Source organism: Xanthomonas sp. DAR33341 (genome assembly GCF_003992815.1).
GTDB classification, from domain to species: Bacteria; Pseudomonadota; Gammaproteobacteria; order Xanthomonadales; family Xanthomonadaceae; genus Xanthomonas; species Xanthomonas cissicola.
This window is the reverse complement of sequence record NZ_QEYV01000030.1, coordinates 134,378-150,124: the sequence shown is the minus strand read 5'-3', so window position 1 is coordinate 150,124 and position 15,747 is coordinate 134,378. Positions and strand designations below refer to the sequence as shown.

The following is a 15,747-nucleotide window of genomic DNA, read 5'->3' as shown; positions in this document are numbered from 1 at the left end:
GGACGAGGGATCAACCGAACGCGACCAGCTTGGCATGCGTCACATCGGGCGCCAACTGCCCCGGCCAATCGCGGTCGTTGGCCACCTGCGCCTGCGCACGGCTGGCCTCGAACGCCGCGAAGTCCAACTCGGCCAGTGCCCACACTGTCTGGCCCTGCGTCTGCGCCAGCACGCCGTCGGAGGGGAAGCCGACATCCATCGGCGCAAACACCGCCGCCTCGCCGGTATTGATGTCCAACGCCGGGCTCCACGGCGCTTCGCCAGCAGTCACCGACTGCGCGACGAACACGCGATTTTCCAGCGCGCGCGCCAGGCAGCCGACACGCACGCGCATGGCGCCGGCGGCGGTGTCGGTGCAACTTGGCACGATCAACAACCGCGCACCGGCCTCGTATTGCGCACGCACCGGCAGCGGGAACTCGCTGTCGTAACAGATCGCAATCGCGGCGCGAATGCCGTCCAGTTCGAACACCTTCACTGCATCGCCCGGCTCGATCAGCCCGGTGGCTCTTTCGAAACCGGTGAGCTGCAACTTGTCCTGCCAGCCATGCAGGCCCTCCGGGGTGAACCAGTCGCTGCGGTTGCGGTAACGGCCATGGCCATGGCCAATATCCAGCAGAAAACTGCCGGCAATCAGGTGCAGCCGATGTTCCTGCGCCAAGCCGGCAAACAGCTCCAGCCACGGCGCGCGCAGCGCCTGGATGGCTGCCAGCGATTCGGGCAGGCCGGCAGAAATATGCGTGTCGAACGTTGCGCCCAGCTCCAGCGACAGATATTCGGGCAGCACCGCCACGCGCGCACCGGCTGCGGCGGCTTCGGCGATCAGGGCCGATTGGCGTGCCGCAAACGCGGCGAAATCGACAGGCTTGCCGATGGGGTATTTGGCAACGGCAATTTTCATCTGGTGGCCTTTGGATGATTGAATCGAGGTGGCGAAGCAATCAGACCGGCAAGCGAACGCATGGTGCAGCGACCTTGCAGCCTGCTCGCGACGCCTGTCAGTCGCCGTAGGGCGCTAGCCGCGCTCACTGCGGCAACACACGTGTCCACACAGACAAGCTGTGGTCGATCTCGCCATGTTGCAACTCCGCCCAGTGCAGGTGCACCCGCATGCCCAGCTGCGGGGCGTAGCCACGTTTGCGCCAGAACGCATCGTTGGGGCGGTAATCGGCTGGCTTGCGCGGGTCGTCGGGCGCCCGTTCCACCGAACAGAACGCGGTCAATGCAAAGCGGCCCCGCGCGCGTGCATGCGCTTCGCGCCGGTCGAAGAATGCATGACCGATACCTTGCCCGCGATACGCCGGCAGCAGCACCGATTCGCCGAAATAGAACACGCTGGCCGGATCGATGCCGGCCGCGCGGAACGGTGCGTGGAACGCGTCGCTGTCATCGAGCAGCGGCAACCCGGTCGATGCACCGATCACCGCATCGCCATCACGCGCCAGCACGAAGACGCTCTCCGGCGATGCCGCATAGGCCGCCAGATAGTCGCGCTCGTATGCGGCATCGCCTTGGTACAGATACGGCCAGGCGGCGAACACGCTGATGCGCAGCTGCGCCACCGCATCCAGATACGGCAGCACCTGCGTGCCGCGCACCGTTTCCATCATCAGCGAGGAGCCAGTCATGCCGGCCATGGTAAGCCAGCAAGAGGTGGCTGCAACGCCATGCTTCAACGCAGCCAATGACCGTGGTTCCAAACGCGGGTCTGCGGCTGTTGCCACAGCAACCACACCGCCGCTTCGTCGGTGGCCAGCAGTACCCCGAGCAGCGCATCGGTGCTGCGTGCCCAATAGCTGCCGTTGCTCAGCCGTTGCCACGGTCCATAGCTGCGTGCCCATGGGTTGCCGGCGCGGATGTGCTGCGCTGCCGCCTGCAAGAACGCATGCCCGCCGATGCGCAGGTGCTGCGCGGTGCGTGCGTGCAGCTGCAGGCCCACCACCCCGCCGCGCCTGTCGCGGTTCAGCGGCAAGGCCGACAGCGCCGAGCTTTCCCAAGCGTGCGGCAGCGCTGCGGGAAGCAGCGCCACCGTGTCGATGCCGGCGGGCAGCAAACGCTGCGCGCGCCTGTGCAAGTGTGCCTGCGCCAGCATGCCGGCCTCAGCGCAGGCTGTTGCCAAGCTCGTACCAATCGAGCTTGCGGGTGACCCACATGATGCTGGCCAGGATGCCGAACAGCAGCAACGATCCCATCAGCAGCGCGTTGTCCTCGGAGATCAACAGGCTGTAGAGCACCGCGTACAAAGCGGTGAGCATCACCGAAAAGCCAGCCGCACGGATCCAACTGCGCAACACGCCGGACAGATAGAAGAACTGCAGGCCGATACACGCCGCCGCCGACACCAGATAGGCCTGCCAGAACGCGATGTGTTCGGAAAGGCTGAGCAGCAGCAGGAAGAAGATCGCCAGCGCCAGGCCCACCAACAGGTACTGCAAGGGGTGGATCGGCAGGCGCTTGATCAACTCGAACAGCACGAAGGCCACGAAGGTCAGCACCACGAACAGGATGCCGTACTTGCTGGCGCGGTCGGCCTGGGTATACACGTCCACCGGGTCGACCAGGCGCACTTCCAGCGTGTCCAGCGCCGCATGGCTGGACTGCAACTGCGTCTGCGCACCGGTGGCCAGCGACGACAGCGACCAACTCGCATCGAAGCCCGTCGGTCCGATGCTCGGCGCATTCGGCAGGAAGCGGCCGCCGAAGGACGGGTGTTGCCAGGCCGAGCGCAGGGCGATCTCGTTGTTGTCGGCGATCGGCGCGATGGCCAGCCGGCGCGTGCCGTCCAGCACGAACTGCATGTCCACCACGTTGCCGTCCTGCAGCCGGCCGGCGACCGGGTCGGCCAGCGGGCCCAGTTGGGCATGGATGCCCGCCGAACGGTCGGCCAGTGCGCCTGCACCGCTCTCCAGCGCCAACGTGCGGCCATCGACCTGCAAGCGCGGCGTGCCCACCAACCCGCGCACGTCGGACATACCGATTGCCAGGTACGGCTGGCCATACGCACGGGTCGGCGCAGCCGCGTAGTCGAAGGAGTCGTATTCGGCATGCAAGGTGGCTTTCCAGGAATACACCTGCACCCGGTACAAGCCCACCTCGCGCACCGAGGGCACCATTTCGCCGCTGAGTTTCAGGCGACGCGGCGTTTGCAGCAGCGTCCCTTCGCGCTTGCGCCAGACCTTGCGCTGGTTGCCCTGCTCGTCCGGCTCGGTGACCTGCACGTCTTCGGTATACGGCAGTACCCGCACCGGCGCGATGAACTGCTGCTCGCCAGCCTTGCTCTGCGCCACCCGCTCCACCGCCTCGTCGCGGTAGCGCGCGCGGTCCTGCACCGCGCCACGGATCAGGAGCAGCGGAATCAGCAACAGCAGGATCAGCCCACCGATGGTGGCGAACCGCAATAACAGTTTCAGGGATTTCATCGGCCATCCTCATCTTGGGAGGTGGCCAGGGTGCGCTGCGCCGGTGTCGCAGGTTTGAGGCGAATTTGAAGCGAAGGTGAAGTGCGCGACCCGGTTATTCGACGACCGCCACTGTGACGCATTGACGAAATACGGTTTTCAACTCTCCAAAGTGCAACCCGTGCCCAAAACAGGCTTCCGTTTGATCGGCAGCACTTCGCCTTGCCGCCGCACGCGTCGCCTTCACGCGTAACGATGCATGGGCAGGTGCGCAGCCCCGAATCCCTCCTTTTATCTGATCGCCGCTTCCAGTTCGCTGTTCTTCGATGAGGTCTTCAGCCGCATGCGCTGCTTCGGCGCTGTCATGGCTGCATGCCGATTCGGCAGTGGTTTGGTCACTGCGCACGACTGCATTCCTCTCTTGCCTGGAGCTGTCTTCCATGAACACGCACCGTTCGCTCGCCCTTTGCCTGCTCGCCGCCCTGAGCCTGACCGCTGCCACCGCGCAGGCGGCAGTGCACGGCATGGGCCTGAAGCCTTCGTCGTTAATGCAGCCGGTCACCCCGTTGTTCGGTACCGCAAGCGTTAGCACACCGCTGCCTGCCAGTGTCGACCTGACTGCATGGGCGATCACGCCGGGCGACCAGGGCCAGATCGGAGCATGCGCGTCATGGGCGGCCGCTCACACCTTGACCGGTTGGTATGCCAACGCCAACAAACAGGCCCAGACGCGCTTTGCCCCGATGTACCTATACAGCCAGGTCAACGGCGGCGTGGATGAAGGCTCCACCCTGGAAGCGCCGCTGGAGATCGCGCTTGCGCAGGGCATCGACACCGAGCAGCACTATTCGTGGGGCAACTACGACTGGAAACACCAACCCACTACCGCCGACAAGGCCAACGCTGCCAGGAACCCGACGCCGTATCGCCATTACACCGTGCTGTATTCGGGCCGGGGGAATGGGGGAAGCGCCCTGATCCAACAGATCAAGCTCGCCCTTGCCTCTTCCACGCCGGTGGCGATCGGCTTCTATGTGCGCCAGGGCTTTGAAGACCTGACAGCCAAGAATCAGGTCGATTACGACGTCAAGACGCCAATTCTGGGTGGGCATGCCGTGATCGCGCTGGGCTACGACAGCGAAGGACTGATCGTGGAAAACAGCTGGGGCACCGCATGGGGCAACAAAGGCTTCGGCAAACTGTCCTGGTCGGTGGTCGCCAAGGATGTGATCGGGGCCGACGTGGTGTACTAGGACAGCGCGGCCACGCGCCGTACGCTGCGTGACGCAGGCGCGGCATGTGCTCTGGCGCACATGCCGCAGCCTTGAACGCAGGGCTGCCACAGGCGCCAGCCACCGCGGCAACTCAGCCGATCGGCAGGCGCAACACCGCACGCGCACCGCCACCGTGGCGATTGCCCAGCGTCACGTCCCCGCCATGCAGGCGCGCGACCTCGCGCACGAACGGCAACCCAAGACCGGAGCTGCGCTGGCCGGTCTGCGGGCGTGCCAGCGAATAGAACCGCTCGAAGACGCGCTCGAGCGCGTAATCGGGCACGCCGCTGCCACGGTCTTCGACCGCCAATTCCCAATGTCCATCGTGCAGCCGCGCATGCAGGCGCACATGGCTGTTTTGCGGCGAAAACGCGATGGCGTTTTCGAGCAGATTGATCAGTGCCTGTCGCAGCAGAAAACCATCGCCAAGTACGTGGTGACCGCCTGACGCGCCAGGCCCCGCATCCACCTCCACGGTGACGCCCGCCGCCGCGGCACGCAGCGCCACTGCGTCCGCCGCAGCCTGTAGCAGCCCATCGATACCGACGCGCTCGCGCTTCTGCAGCCAGCCGTGCTGCTCCACCTCGGCCAGTGCCAGCAGCTTGTCGATGGTTTCGGTGAGCCGGCGCTCCTGCGCGCGGATGGTGGCAACGAAATGCTGGCGGTCGGCCTCCGGCAGTGGCTCGGCCAACAACTCCGAGGCACCGCGAATCGCCGCCAGCGGGCTTTTCATCTCGTGCGTCAGCGACTGCACGTACTGCTCTACATACGCCTTGCCTTCCAGCTTGCGGCGCATGCTCTCCAGCGCCTGGCCCAGATCGCCGATCTCGTCGCCACGCGGTTCGGGCGGCGGTACCGGGATGCCGGCGCTCACCGCCTGCGCATAGCGATTGAGCCGGCCGATGCCACGCATCAACCACCAGGTCATCAAGATGCCGATCAACGCTGAAATGCCGATCAACCAGGCGCCGCGCTGCAGGATGTTGCGCTGGCTGGCCTCGATAAACGGGTCGATGCTGCGATTGGGCTGTGCCAGGGTCAGCACGCCGATCAGTTGCCCGGGGTCATCCGGTGCGTAGATCGGCGCGGCCACATGCATCACCGTGGCGGCGGGGTCGCCATCGATCTCCGGGCTGGAACGCGCGCCATATTCGCCGCGCAACGTGCGGTAGACATCGTTCCAGCGCGAGTTGTCGCGGCCCACGTCGCGGCCCAGCGAATCGAACACCACCACGCCGCGCGCGTCGGTGACGGTCACGCGGTAATCCACCGTGTTCTTGCGAAAGCGCCATACCCATGCCTTGGGGTCGCGCTGCTGGGCCCTGGCCACGTTGCGCGCGAAGCGGCCATCGGCAAGCGTGCCGGCAGCCAACTCGCTACTGGCGACTTCTGCCAGCACATTGGCCGCATCCACCAGCGTGGATTCCATCGCCTGGCGCACCCCCGGCTTGACCTCGTTGACGAACACGCGCATCACGAAGAACGCGGCCAGGCCCACGATCAGGAAGAAGCCCAGAAACAGTTTGAGACCAAGCCGCATGTCAGCCCGCGGCCTCGCTCAGTTCACCAAGGAAGTGCCGGCGCATGCCTACACTTCCAGCGCGTAGCCAAGGCCACGGTGGGTGCGGATCGGGTCGACCGGCACGCCGGCCAGGCGCAGCTTGCCGCGCAGCGTCTTGATGTGGGTGTCGACGGTGCGGTCGGCACTGTCGGCGCTGGCGTCCCAGCCGCGGTCCATCAGCTGCGCACGGCTCAGGATCGCACCAGGGCGCTGCAGCAACGCTGCCAGCAATGCGTATTCGTAGCGTGTCAGCGGCAGCAGGGTCTCGCCGTAGCGGATGCGGCTGCCCTCGCGGTCGATCGCAAACGCGCCGTGCGGCTGCCAGCCCGATTCGGCCGCCGCGCCCGCATGGCGTCGGCGCAGGCGCGCACGCACGCGCGCCACCAGCTCGCGCGGCGAGAACGGCTTGGCCATGTAATCGTCGGCGCCGAGCTCCAGGCCAAGCACGCGGTCGATCTCGTCGTTGCGCGCGGTCAGGAAGATCACCGGCACCTCGCTGAAACCGCGCAACGTGCGGCACACCTCGAACCCGTTGATGTCCGGCAGGCCCACGTCGAGGACCACCACATCGGCCGGATCGGCGCGCAGACGCGTCAGCGCATCGCGGCCCAGCAGGCAATGCTCAGGCGCGTAGCCTTCGCTGCGTAGTGCGTAGAGCACGGTATCGGCAATGGCGGCTTCGTCTTCGACGACGAGCACGCGGGCGGCAGACTCTGACATGCCGCGCAGCATACCGGCATGCGGGCACCGCCTGCAGGACGAGGTGGTCCACGCACGGCGTGGCACGACGTGACGCACACCCAGCGCTGCTCGCGGCATCGCGCAGCATCTGGATGCGGCCACCGTGCGCTTGCGCCGCGTCGCCCGGAATGGGCAGCAACAAATCGCGCCGCAGCCTCTACACTGCCGCGATGAACTATCGCCACGCCTTCCATGCCGGCAACCATGCCGACGTGCTCAAGCACATCGCCCTGCTTGCCCTGATCGACACCCTCAAGCGCAAGGACACCCCGTTCTTCGTGCTCGACACGCACGCCGGGCGCGGCCGCTACCAACTCGGTGGCGAAGAGAGCCGCAAGACCAACGAGGCCGATGCCGGCGTGATGCGGCTGATGGCAGAAGCCAGCTTGCCCGAGGTGGTCGAGCGCTATCTGCGCGCAGTGCAGGCCGACAATCAGTCCGCGGCCCGCCACGCCACGCCCGGCCAGAAGCCCACCCGCCCCACCGCCGGCATCCAGCTCAACTACTACCCCGGCTCGCCGCTGCTGGCTGCGCAAGCGCTGCGCGAGCAGGACCGCATGGCATTTTGCGAACTGCAGACCGACGAAGCCGAGGCGCTCAAGGCCCTGTTCGCCAGGGACAGCCGGGTACGCGTGCACGCCGGCGACGGCTACGCGGCAATCCGCGCCTTCCTGCCGCCGCGGGCTGGCGAAACCAAGATCGGCCGCGGGCTGGTGCTGATCGACCCGCCCTACGAATCGCAGGACGCCGAATACCCGCAGATCATCCACAGCGTGCGCGAGGCGCTGGCGCGCTGGCCGCAGGCGATCTGCATGGTGTGGTACCCGATCAAGCTGCGCCGCAGCCTGCAGCCGTTCATGCGCAAGGCCGCCGCGCTGCCGGCCAAGTCGGTGCTGGTCGCCGAGCTGCAGGTGCGCCCGGACGACTCGCCGCTGCGCCTGACCGGCAGCGGGCTGCTGATCGTCAACGCGCCCTGGCAGTTCGACCAGGTGCTGGCGCCGGCGTTGCCGGTGCTCAAGCAGCATCTCGGCGAGCCCGGCGCCTCGACCCGGCTGGAGTGGCTGCGCCAGGACGGCTGAGCCGGCAGAGGTGTGCACCTCCCCATCGTGGCGCGTAGGCCGGCGTTGTCGTTGCACCGCTGCAATGGCCAGGGCCGCGCGGGCCGCGTCGGCGACATAGCAGTTGTCGCGAGCACCTTCGGCGCAGCGCAGACAAGCGGGCGCTGCACCGGATACGCATGTCTCAGGAAGCCGGGCCGGGTGACGAAGGCCTTCCGGCGGCCCAGCTGCTTGCACTCGGCTGCCACAGTGCGCGCCACATCACGCTCACGACCGGCTCACGGCTCCGCTCGTTACAGTGGTGTGGGAAGCACTGCCACCTCCCTGTCGGCTCCCGGCGGCACACCGGATTCATTCACGGTTGCGCGCCGGGCTGGTGCCAGAATCTTCCGATCTTTAAGGAACACCGGTCATGGCCATTCGCAATCGCATGCCTCCCTGGCATGAAAACTTCAGCCTGCCCAATGGCCGCACCCTTCTGCTTCGCCCGATCCGTCCCGAGGATGGTCCGCCGCTGCAGGGAGCTTTCAGCCTGTTGGGACCGGAGGAAATTCGCGCGCGCTTTGTGCGCTCCTCTACCGAAATCACCCCGGAGATGGTGCAGCGCCTGACCCATCCCAATCCCAAGAGCGAGATCGTGCTGGTCGCCGCCGAGCAACTGCCGCCCGGCGAAGCGCTGGTCGGCGCGGTCGCGCGCGCCGCGCTGGTACCGGGCACCCGCCAGGCCGAATACACCATCCTGGTCAGCAGCTTCGTCGCCGGCCAGGGGCTGGGACGGCAGCTGATGCGCAAGCTGGTCAAGTGGGCGCGGCGCAAGTACCTGGATTGCCTGTTCGGCGATGTGCTGCAAAGCAATGTGCCGATGCTGCAGTTGGCAGAATCGCTGGGCTTCAAGCCGCAGGCGCATCCGGAGTCGCCGGAACTGGTGCGGATGGTGTTGGAGCTGGATGCTTGAGTTGCCGGGATTCGGGATTCGGGATTCGGGATTTGGGATTTGGGATTCGTAAAAGCGGTTTGGCTGGTTGTTTGCTGCGGTCCTTGCCCACTCGCCATCGCAGGAGTCGGTGCAAGTAAGTCTTCGTAGGTGCAATGCCGCTCTCCTTGGCCGCCAGCGCCCTTAAGTAGTGCGGCGTCCTCACCGATTGCGGGACCGTTGGCGGCCTGGATGCCGCCATCGCGCCTCCATGGATGGATTCACGGCGTGTCCCGCAAGCGGTGAGGGCATCGCGCACTCGATCAACGCGGCTTTTGATTTTCTAGACGCCGCACGGCTTACGTTACGGTCAACCACGGAACACCTTCCTGCGCACGCCCACCGCCTTTCACGCCAGATGGACCGGCCACGGCAGGGGCTCTGATAAAATCGCCGGCTGATGCCGTCGCCTACCTTCCCCTCTCCGCCGCTGCCCAAGTCCGGCCAGCTCCGCGCCTACTGGCGCGCGCCATCCTCACCGACTGCGCTGGCATGGTCGATTGCGCGGGCAGCCGAGGCGCATGCCGGCCCGCTGCTGGTGATCGCCCGCGATAACCAGAGCGCGCACCAGATCGAAGCCGACCTGCATGCCTTGCTCGGCGAACACTCGGCGCTGCCGGTGGTGCCGTTTCCCGATTGGGAAACCCTGCCCTACGACCAGTTCAGCCCGCACCCCGAAATCATCAGCCAGCGTCTGGCCGCCCTGCACCGCCTGCCCGGCCTGACCCGCGGCGTGGTGATCGTGCCGGTGCAGACCTTGCTGCAGCAGCTGGCTCCGCTGAGCTACATCGTCGGCGGCAGTTTCGATCTCACCGTTGGCCAGCGGCTGGATCTGGATGCGGAAAAACGCCGCCTGGAAAGCGCCGGCTACCGCAATGTCCCGCAGGTGATGGACCCGGGCGACTTTGCCGTCCGCGGCGGCCTGCTCGACGTGTTCCCGATGGGCGCGGACACGCCATTGCGCGTCGAGCTGCTGGATGAGGATATCGATTCGATCCGCGTGTTCGACCCGGAATCGCAGCGTTCGCTGGACAAGGTGGACGCGGTCAAGATGCTGCCTGGCCGCGAAGTACCGATGGACGATGCCAGCATCGAGCGCGTGCTGGCCTGCCTGCGCGAACGCTTCGACGTGGATACCCGGCGCAGCGCGCTGTACCAGGACCTGAAATCCGGGCTGGCGCCGTCGGGCATCGAGTATTACCTGCCGATGTTCTTCGCCAAGACCGCAACGCTGTTCGATTATCTGGACAAGCGGGTACTGCCGGTGATCGCCACTGGCGTGTCCAATGCCGCCGACGCATTCTGGACCCAGGCGCAGAACCGCTACGAACAGCGCCGCCACGATGTGGAACGCCCGCTGCTGCCGCCGGACGAGCTGTACCAATCGCCGGATGCGCTGCGCGAGCGGCTCAACAAGCTGGCGCGTATCGAAGTGTGGGCCAGCGATCATGCGCGCATCGACGAGGCCGCTCCGCTCGGCGACCAACCGTTGCCGCCGCTGCCGGTGGCTGCCAAAGACGCTCCCGCCGGTCAGGCGCTCGCATCGTTCCTGAGCCATTACCCGGGCCGCGTGCTGGTCGCTGCCGATTCGGCCGGCCGCCGCGAAGCCTTGATGGAAGTGCTGGCCGCCGCGCAGTTGAAGCCGGAGCTGGTCGCCGATGTGCCGGCGTTCCTGGCCGGGACGCTGCGGTTCGGCATTACCGTGGCGCCGCTGGAAGACGGCTTTGCACTGGATCAGCCGCAGATTGCGCTGCTGACCGAACGCCAGCTGTTCCCGGAACGGGCCAACCAGCCGCGCCGCGCGCGCCGGGTCGGACGCGAGCCGGAAGCGATCATCCGCGATCTGGGCGAGCTGTCCGAAGGCGCACCGATCGTGCACGAGGACCACGGCGTCGGCCGCTACCGCGGCCTGATCGTGCTCGATGCCGGCGGCATGCCCGGCGAATTCCTGGAAATCGAATACGCCAAGGGCGACCGGCTGTATGTGCCGGTGGCGCAGCTGCACCTGATCAGCCGGTATTCCGGCGCCTCGGCCGAGACCGCGCCGCTGCACTCACTGGGCGGCGAGCAATGGACCAAGGCCAAGCGCAAGGCGGCCGAAAAGGTCCGCGACGTCGCCGCCGAATTGCTGGAAATCCAGGCGCGCCGACGCGCGCGCGCGGGTCTGGCGTTGCAGGTGGACCGGGCGATGTACGAGCCGTTCGCGGCCGGATTTCCGTTCGAAGAAACCGGCGACCAGCTTGCCGCCATCGATGCGACGCTGCGCGATCTGGGCAGCAGCCAACCGATGGACCGTGTGGTGTGCGGCGACGTCGGTTTCGGCAAGACCGAGGTTGCGGTGCGCGCCGCCTTCGCCGCCGCCAGCGCCGGCAAGCAGGTCGCCGTGCTGGTGCCGACCACGTTGCTGGCCGAACAGCATTACCGCAATTTCCGCGACCGGTTCGCCGATTACCCGATGAAGGTCGAAGTGCTTTCGCGCTTCAAGAGCACCAAGGAAATCAAGGCAGAACTGGAAAAGGTCGCCAGCGGCGACATCGACGTGATCATCGGCACGCACCGGTTGTTGCAGCCGGACGTGAAGTTCAAGGATCTCGGGCTGGTGGTCGTCGACGAAGAACAACGCTTCGGCGTGCGGCAGAAAGAAGCGCTCAAGGCGATGCGTGCCAACGTGCATCTGCTCACGCTCACCGCCACACCGATCCCGCGCACGCTCAACATGGCCATGGCAGGCCTGCGCGATCTGTCGATCATCGCGACCCCGCCGCCGAACCGCCTGGCGGTGCAGACCTTCATTACCGCGTGGGACAACACACTGCTGCGCGAGGCCTTCCAGCGCGAACTCAGTCGCGGTGGTCAGCTATATTTCCTGCATAACGATGTGGAAAGCATCGTGCGCATGCAGCGTGATCTGTCCGAGCTGGTGCCGGAAGCGCGCATCGGCATCGCGCATGGGCAGATGCCCGAGCGCGAGCTGGAACGGGTGATGCTGGATTTCCAGAAGCAGCGCTTCAATGTCTTGCTGTCGACCACGATCATCGAATCGGGCATCGACATTCCCAATGCCAACACCATCATCATCAACCGCGCCGACCGCTTTGGCCTGGCGCAGCTGCATCAGTTGCGCGGCCGCGTGGGTCGCTCGCATCACCGCGCCTACGCGTACCTGGTGGTGCCTGACCGGCGCTCAATGACCTCCGATGCAGAAAAGCGCCTGGAAGCGATCGCCTCGATGGACGAGCTCGGCGCCGGCTTCACCCTGGCCACGCACGATCTGGAAATCCGCGGCGCCGGCGAATTGCTGGGCGAAGACCAGAGCGGCCAGATGGCCGAGGTCGGTTTCAGCCTGTATACCGAACTGCTCGAGCGCGCAGTGCGCAGCATCCGCCAGGGCAAGCTGCCCGACCTGGACGCCGGCGAAGAAGTGCGCGGCGCCGACGTCGAGTTGCATGTGGCCTCGCTGATTCCCGAGGATTATCTGCCCGACGTGCATACGCGCCTGACTTTGTACAAGCGCATTTCCAGCGCACGCGACCCCGATGCGCTACGCGAACTGCAGGTGGAGATGATCGACCGCTTCGGCCTGCTGCCGGACCCGGTCAAGCATCTGTTCGCCATTGCCGAGCTCAAGCTGCAGGCCAACGCGTTGGGCGTGCGCAAGCTGGATCTGGGCGAAAACGGCGGGCGGCTGGTGTTCGAGGCCAAGCCGGCGATCGACCCGATGACCATCATCCAGATGATCCAGAAACAGCCGAAGATCTACACGATGGACGGCCCGGACAAACTGCGCATCAAGCTGCCGATGCCCGAAGGCGCCGACCGTTTCAATGCGGCACGCGGCCTGTTGGCGGCGTTGTCGCCGGGCTGAAGCACTACCGCGCCGGTAAGCGGCGACCACACCGAGCGCGACCATCGCATGCGAAGAGCGACCACGCAGGCGAGCAATCCCCTGCTCGATCGCGCTTGCCCGTCATCACTACCGCAGCCAGCCCCGCGCGTGCGGCGCAGACAGAGAGCCCACCGGTGGTTTACGAGCGCGAGCAAGCCGGGACCGCACCCGCCACGCCGTGCAGGGCCGGAGCCAACTGTCCAACGGGACAGGGCTGAACATTCCCCCTGAGCCAGCTTCCGACAAAGCTGAGCAATTAATCCACAGTCGGTGACGGGTTTCGCAAATCCGTCATCGCACTGAATTTTGCCTAAATATTTCCGTAAGGCGCCGATACCTGCATAGACCGGCATGGCCCGTGTGCGGCGCTGCTCACACCCGTCCAGGCGGTCGCGACCTTCCCAGGCCATGGCACGCACCCGTGCGCCATCGCACCGCTTGAGGCACCAATGAACACGCCACTGTCCGATCTACCCGCGCCGCTGACCCTTGCCCTGGAGGGCGAGATGACCATTCGTCGCGCGGCCGAGCTCAAGCCGTTGCTGCAGCCGGCCTTGCTGCATCCGGGTGGATTGCATCTGGACTTGGCCGCCGTCAGCGAGATCGATACCACCGGTCTGCAATTGTTGCTGGCCACCAAGCAGGCGATCCAGGCCGATGGCCGCCCGTTTTCGCTGACCGATTCCAGCCGTGCGGTGGTCGATGTCATCGAGCTGCTCGGCCTGCTCGAGGCCCTGTACCCGCATGCGGTTGCAGGCCTGGGCGAACGAATTCACTAACGGACTGGCGACGCGCGCATGGACATGAACCAGCTGATGCAGACCTTCCTGGCCGAGGGCCGGGACCTGCTCGAAGACATGGAACGTCATCTGCTCGAGGCCGAGCGCGGCGAATCCTCGCCAGATGCGGTCAATGCCATCTTCCGCGCCGCGCACACCATCAAGGGCTCCGGTGGCCTGTTCGATCTGCCGCAGCTGGTCGGCTTCACCCATGTGGTGGAAAGCGTGCTGGATCTGGTACGCGACGAAGCGCTGAGCTTGAGCTCGGACCTGATCGGGCTGCTGCTGGTGTGCTGCGACCATATCCATGCCCTGGTGGAAACCGCCGCAGACCCGAGCCACGCCGACCCGGTCGCGCTGGCCGCCGAAGCCGAGCCGCTGCTGGCGCAACTGCAGACGTATCTGCAACGCAGCGCCTGCGGCGTCACTGCGGCCGCCGTTGCCCAAGGCGCACCGGAAAAGCAGAGCGGTTACTGGCGCATTACCCTGAAACTGTTTGCCGACGCACTGCGCTTCGGCAATTCGCCGCTCAAGCTGATTCGCAACCTGCGCAGCCTGGGCTCGGTCGAATCGATCAACACCGATATCAGCCAACTGCCGGCATTCGACGACCTGGATCCGGAAGCCAATTACCTGGGCTTCCAGATCCTGCTGCGCAGCGATGCCGACCGCGCCGCCATCGAAGAGGTGTTCGAATTCGTCCGCGAAGATTGCGATCTGGAGATCGTGTCGGTTCCGGCGCCATCCGATGCCGCTGACCTGCTCACCGCCGAGACGGCAGCCAGCTCCGCGCCGCCGCTTGCTGCAGTACCCAGCGCCGCCTCGGCGCCAGGCCGCGCCGCGCCAGACGCTGCAGCGCGCAACGCCGATGCGCGTTCCATCCGCGTGGATGCCGACAAGCTCGATCGCATGATCGATCTGGTCGGCGAACTCATCATTGCCGTCTCCAGCACCAACGCCAATGCGCAACGCACCGGCGATGCGCAGCTGCTGGAATCGGCCTCGATCCTGGCTGGCCTGGTCGAAGACGTGCGCGAAAGTGCGCTGCAGCTACGCATGGTCAAGATCGGCGGCACCTTCAGCCGCTTCCAGCGCGTGGTGCACGATGTGGCCCGCGAACTCGGCAAGGACATCGCGCTGGTGGTAGCCGGCGAAGACACCGAACTGGACAAGTCGGTGGTGGAAAAGATCGGCGACCCGCTCACGCACCTTGTGCGCAATGCGATGGACCACGGCATCGAGCCGGCGGACGTGCGCGTGGCGCGCGGCAAGCCTGCGCGCGGCACCGTCGGGCTCAACGCATATCACGACTCCGGCAGCATCGTCATCCAGATCACCGACGACGGCGGCGGCTTGAACCGCGACCGCATCCTGGCCAAGGCACTCGAACGCGGCCTGATCGAACCCGGCCGCCAACTCAGCGACCGCGACGTATTCGCGATGATCTTCGAACCGGGTTTTTCCACTGCGGAAAAGGTCACCAATCTGTCCGGACGCGGCGTGGGCATGGACGTGGTCAAGCGCAACATCACCGCACTGCGCGGCACGGTCGAGATCGACAGCGCCGCCGGCGTGGGCACCACCATCTCGGTGCGCCTGCCGCTGACGCTGGCGATCATCAACGGCTTCCAGGTGGGAGTGGGCAAATCGGTCTTCGTGGTGCCGCTGGATGTGGTCGAAGAGTGCGTTGAGTTCACCCCCGACTACGCCAGCGATTACATCGACCTGCGCGGCAGCGTGTTGCCGTACGTGCGCCTGCGCGAACTGTTCGCGCTGGGCGGCAAGACGCCGGCGCGCGAAAGCATCGTGGTGATCCGACAGGGCGCGCAGCGCTTCGGCCTGGTGGTGGACACCCTGCTCGGCGAATGGCAGACGGTGATCAAGCCGCTGTCCAAGGTGTTCGCGCAGGTCAAAGGCATCAGCGGCTCGAGCATTCTCGGAAGCGGCGATGTCGCACTGATTCTGGATGTGCCCAGCCTGATTCAGCAGTTGCATCCCAACCAGGACGCGCTGGCGGCCTGAACGCCCGCGCCATCGCTCCGGTCCGAACCATCGTTTGTCGTTACCTGACCCCAGG

General features: G+C 66.0%; 13 protein-coding genes. 6 read left to right on the top strand and 7 right to left on the bottom strand.

The window, feature by feature from the left end; genetic code table 11:
* Positions 1-10 precede the first annotated feature (10 nt).
* The 5 genes from EO156_RS15355 to EO156_RS15335 form a co-directional block, all read right to left on the bottom strand.
* Positions 11-901, bottom strand: a complete 891-nt coding sequence (locus tag EO156_RS15355) for a carbon-nitrogen hydrolase family protein (protein WP_016849219.1) — start codon at positions 899-901, stop codon at positions 11-13.
* Positions 902-1,025: 124 nt separating this feature from the next.
* A complete protein-coding gene (locus EO156_RS15350) occupies positions 1,026-1,676 on the bottom strand; it encodes a GNAT family N-acetyltransferase (protein WP_026006872.1) in 651 nt (216 codons plus the stop codon).
* The gene (locus EO156_RS15345; RefSeq protein WP_003488546.1) at positions 1,673-2,092 is read right to left on the bottom strand and encodes a hypothetical protein; all 420 of its coding nucleotides are present in this window, start codon (positions 2,090-2,092) and stop codon (positions 1,673-1,675) included. The genes EO156_RS15350 and EO156_RS15345 overlap by 4 nt, the downstream gene beginning before the upstream one ends.
* Positions 2,093-2,099: 7 nt before the next feature.
* Positions 2,100-3,419, bottom strand: a complete 1,320-nt coding sequence (creD, locus tag EO156_RS15340; RefSeq protein ID WP_005919283.1) for a cell envelope integrity protein CreD — start codon at positions 3,417-3,419, stop codon at positions 2,100-2,102.
* A gap of 94 nt (positions 3,420-3,513) precedes the next feature.
* The gene (locus tag EO156_RS15335) at positions 3,514-3,840 is read right to left on the bottom strand and encodes a hypothetical protein (protein ID WP_003488542.1); all 327 of its coding nucleotides are present in this window, start codon (positions 3,838-3,840) and stop codon (positions 3,514-3,516) included.
* Between EO156_RS15335 and EO156_RS15330 the strand changes: the two genes are divergently transcribed.
* Positions 3,839-4,651 (top strand): C1 family peptidase, encoded by an 813-nt coding sequence (locus EO156_RS15330; protein ID WP_029829246.1) that lies wholly within the window; start codon positions 3,839-3,841, stop codon positions 4,649-4,651. The two genes, EO156_RS15335 and EO156_RS15330, sit on opposite strands and share 2 nt — an antisense overlap.
* A gap of 112 nt (positions 4,652-4,763) precedes the next feature.
* Here the strand turns inward: EO156_RS15330 and creC are convergent, their stop codons facing one another.
* Positions 4,764-6,212 (bottom strand): two-component system sensor histidine kinase CreC, encoded by a 1,449-nt coding sequence (gene creC, locus EO156_RS15325; RefSeq protein WP_016849233.1) that lies wholly within the window; start codon positions 6,210-6,212, stop codon positions 4,764-4,766.
* 48 nt (positions 6,213-6,260) lie between these two features.
* The gene (gene creB / locus EO156_RS15320) at positions 6,261-6,965 is read right to left on the bottom strand and encodes a two-component system response regulator CreB (protein ID WP_170828813.1); all 705 of its coding nucleotides are present in this window, start codon (positions 6,963-6,965) and stop codon (positions 6,261-6,263) included.
* 179 nt (positions 6,966-7,144) lie between these two features.
* Between creB and rlmJ the strand changes: the two genes are divergently transcribed.
* The 5 genes from rlmJ to EO156_RS15290 all read left to right on the top strand — a co-directional run bounded on the left by rlmJ (position 7,145) and on the right by EO156_RS15290 (position 15,692).
* Positions 7,145-8,053, top strand: coding sequence for a 23S rRNA (adenine(2030)-N(6))-methyltransferase RlmJ (gene rlmJ, locus EO156_RS15315; protein WP_022558908.1), 909 nt, complete (start codon positions 7,145-7,147; stop codon positions 8,051-8,053).
* A gap of 391 nt (positions 8,054-8,444) precedes the next feature.
* On the top strand, positions 8,445-8,987 hold the full coding sequence (locus EO156_RS15310; protein ID WP_003488532.1) for a GNAT family N-acetyltransferase: 543 nt from the start codon (positions 8,445-8,447) through the stop codon (positions 8,985-8,987).
* Positions 8,988-9,405: 418 nt separating this feature from the next.
* A complete protein-coding gene (mfd, locus tag EO156_RS15300) occupies positions 9,406-12,870 on the top strand; it encodes a transcription-repair coupling factor (RefSeq protein ID WP_016849445.1) in 3,465 nt (1,154 codons plus the stop codon).
* Positions 12,871-13,340: 470 nt separating this feature from the next.
* Positions 13,341-13,670, top strand: a complete 330-nt coding sequence (locus EO156_RS15295; RefSeq protein WP_003488096.1) for an STAS domain-containing protein — start codon at positions 13,341-13,343, stop codon at positions 13,668-13,670.
* Positions 13,671-13,688: 18 nt separating this feature from the next.
* Positions 13,689-15,692 (top strand): chemotaxis protein CheA, encoded by a 2,004-nt coding sequence (locus EO156_RS15290; protein WP_016849446.1) that lies wholly within the window; start codon positions 13,689-13,691, stop codon positions 15,690-15,692.
* Positions 15,693-15,747 lie beyond the last annotated feature (55 nt).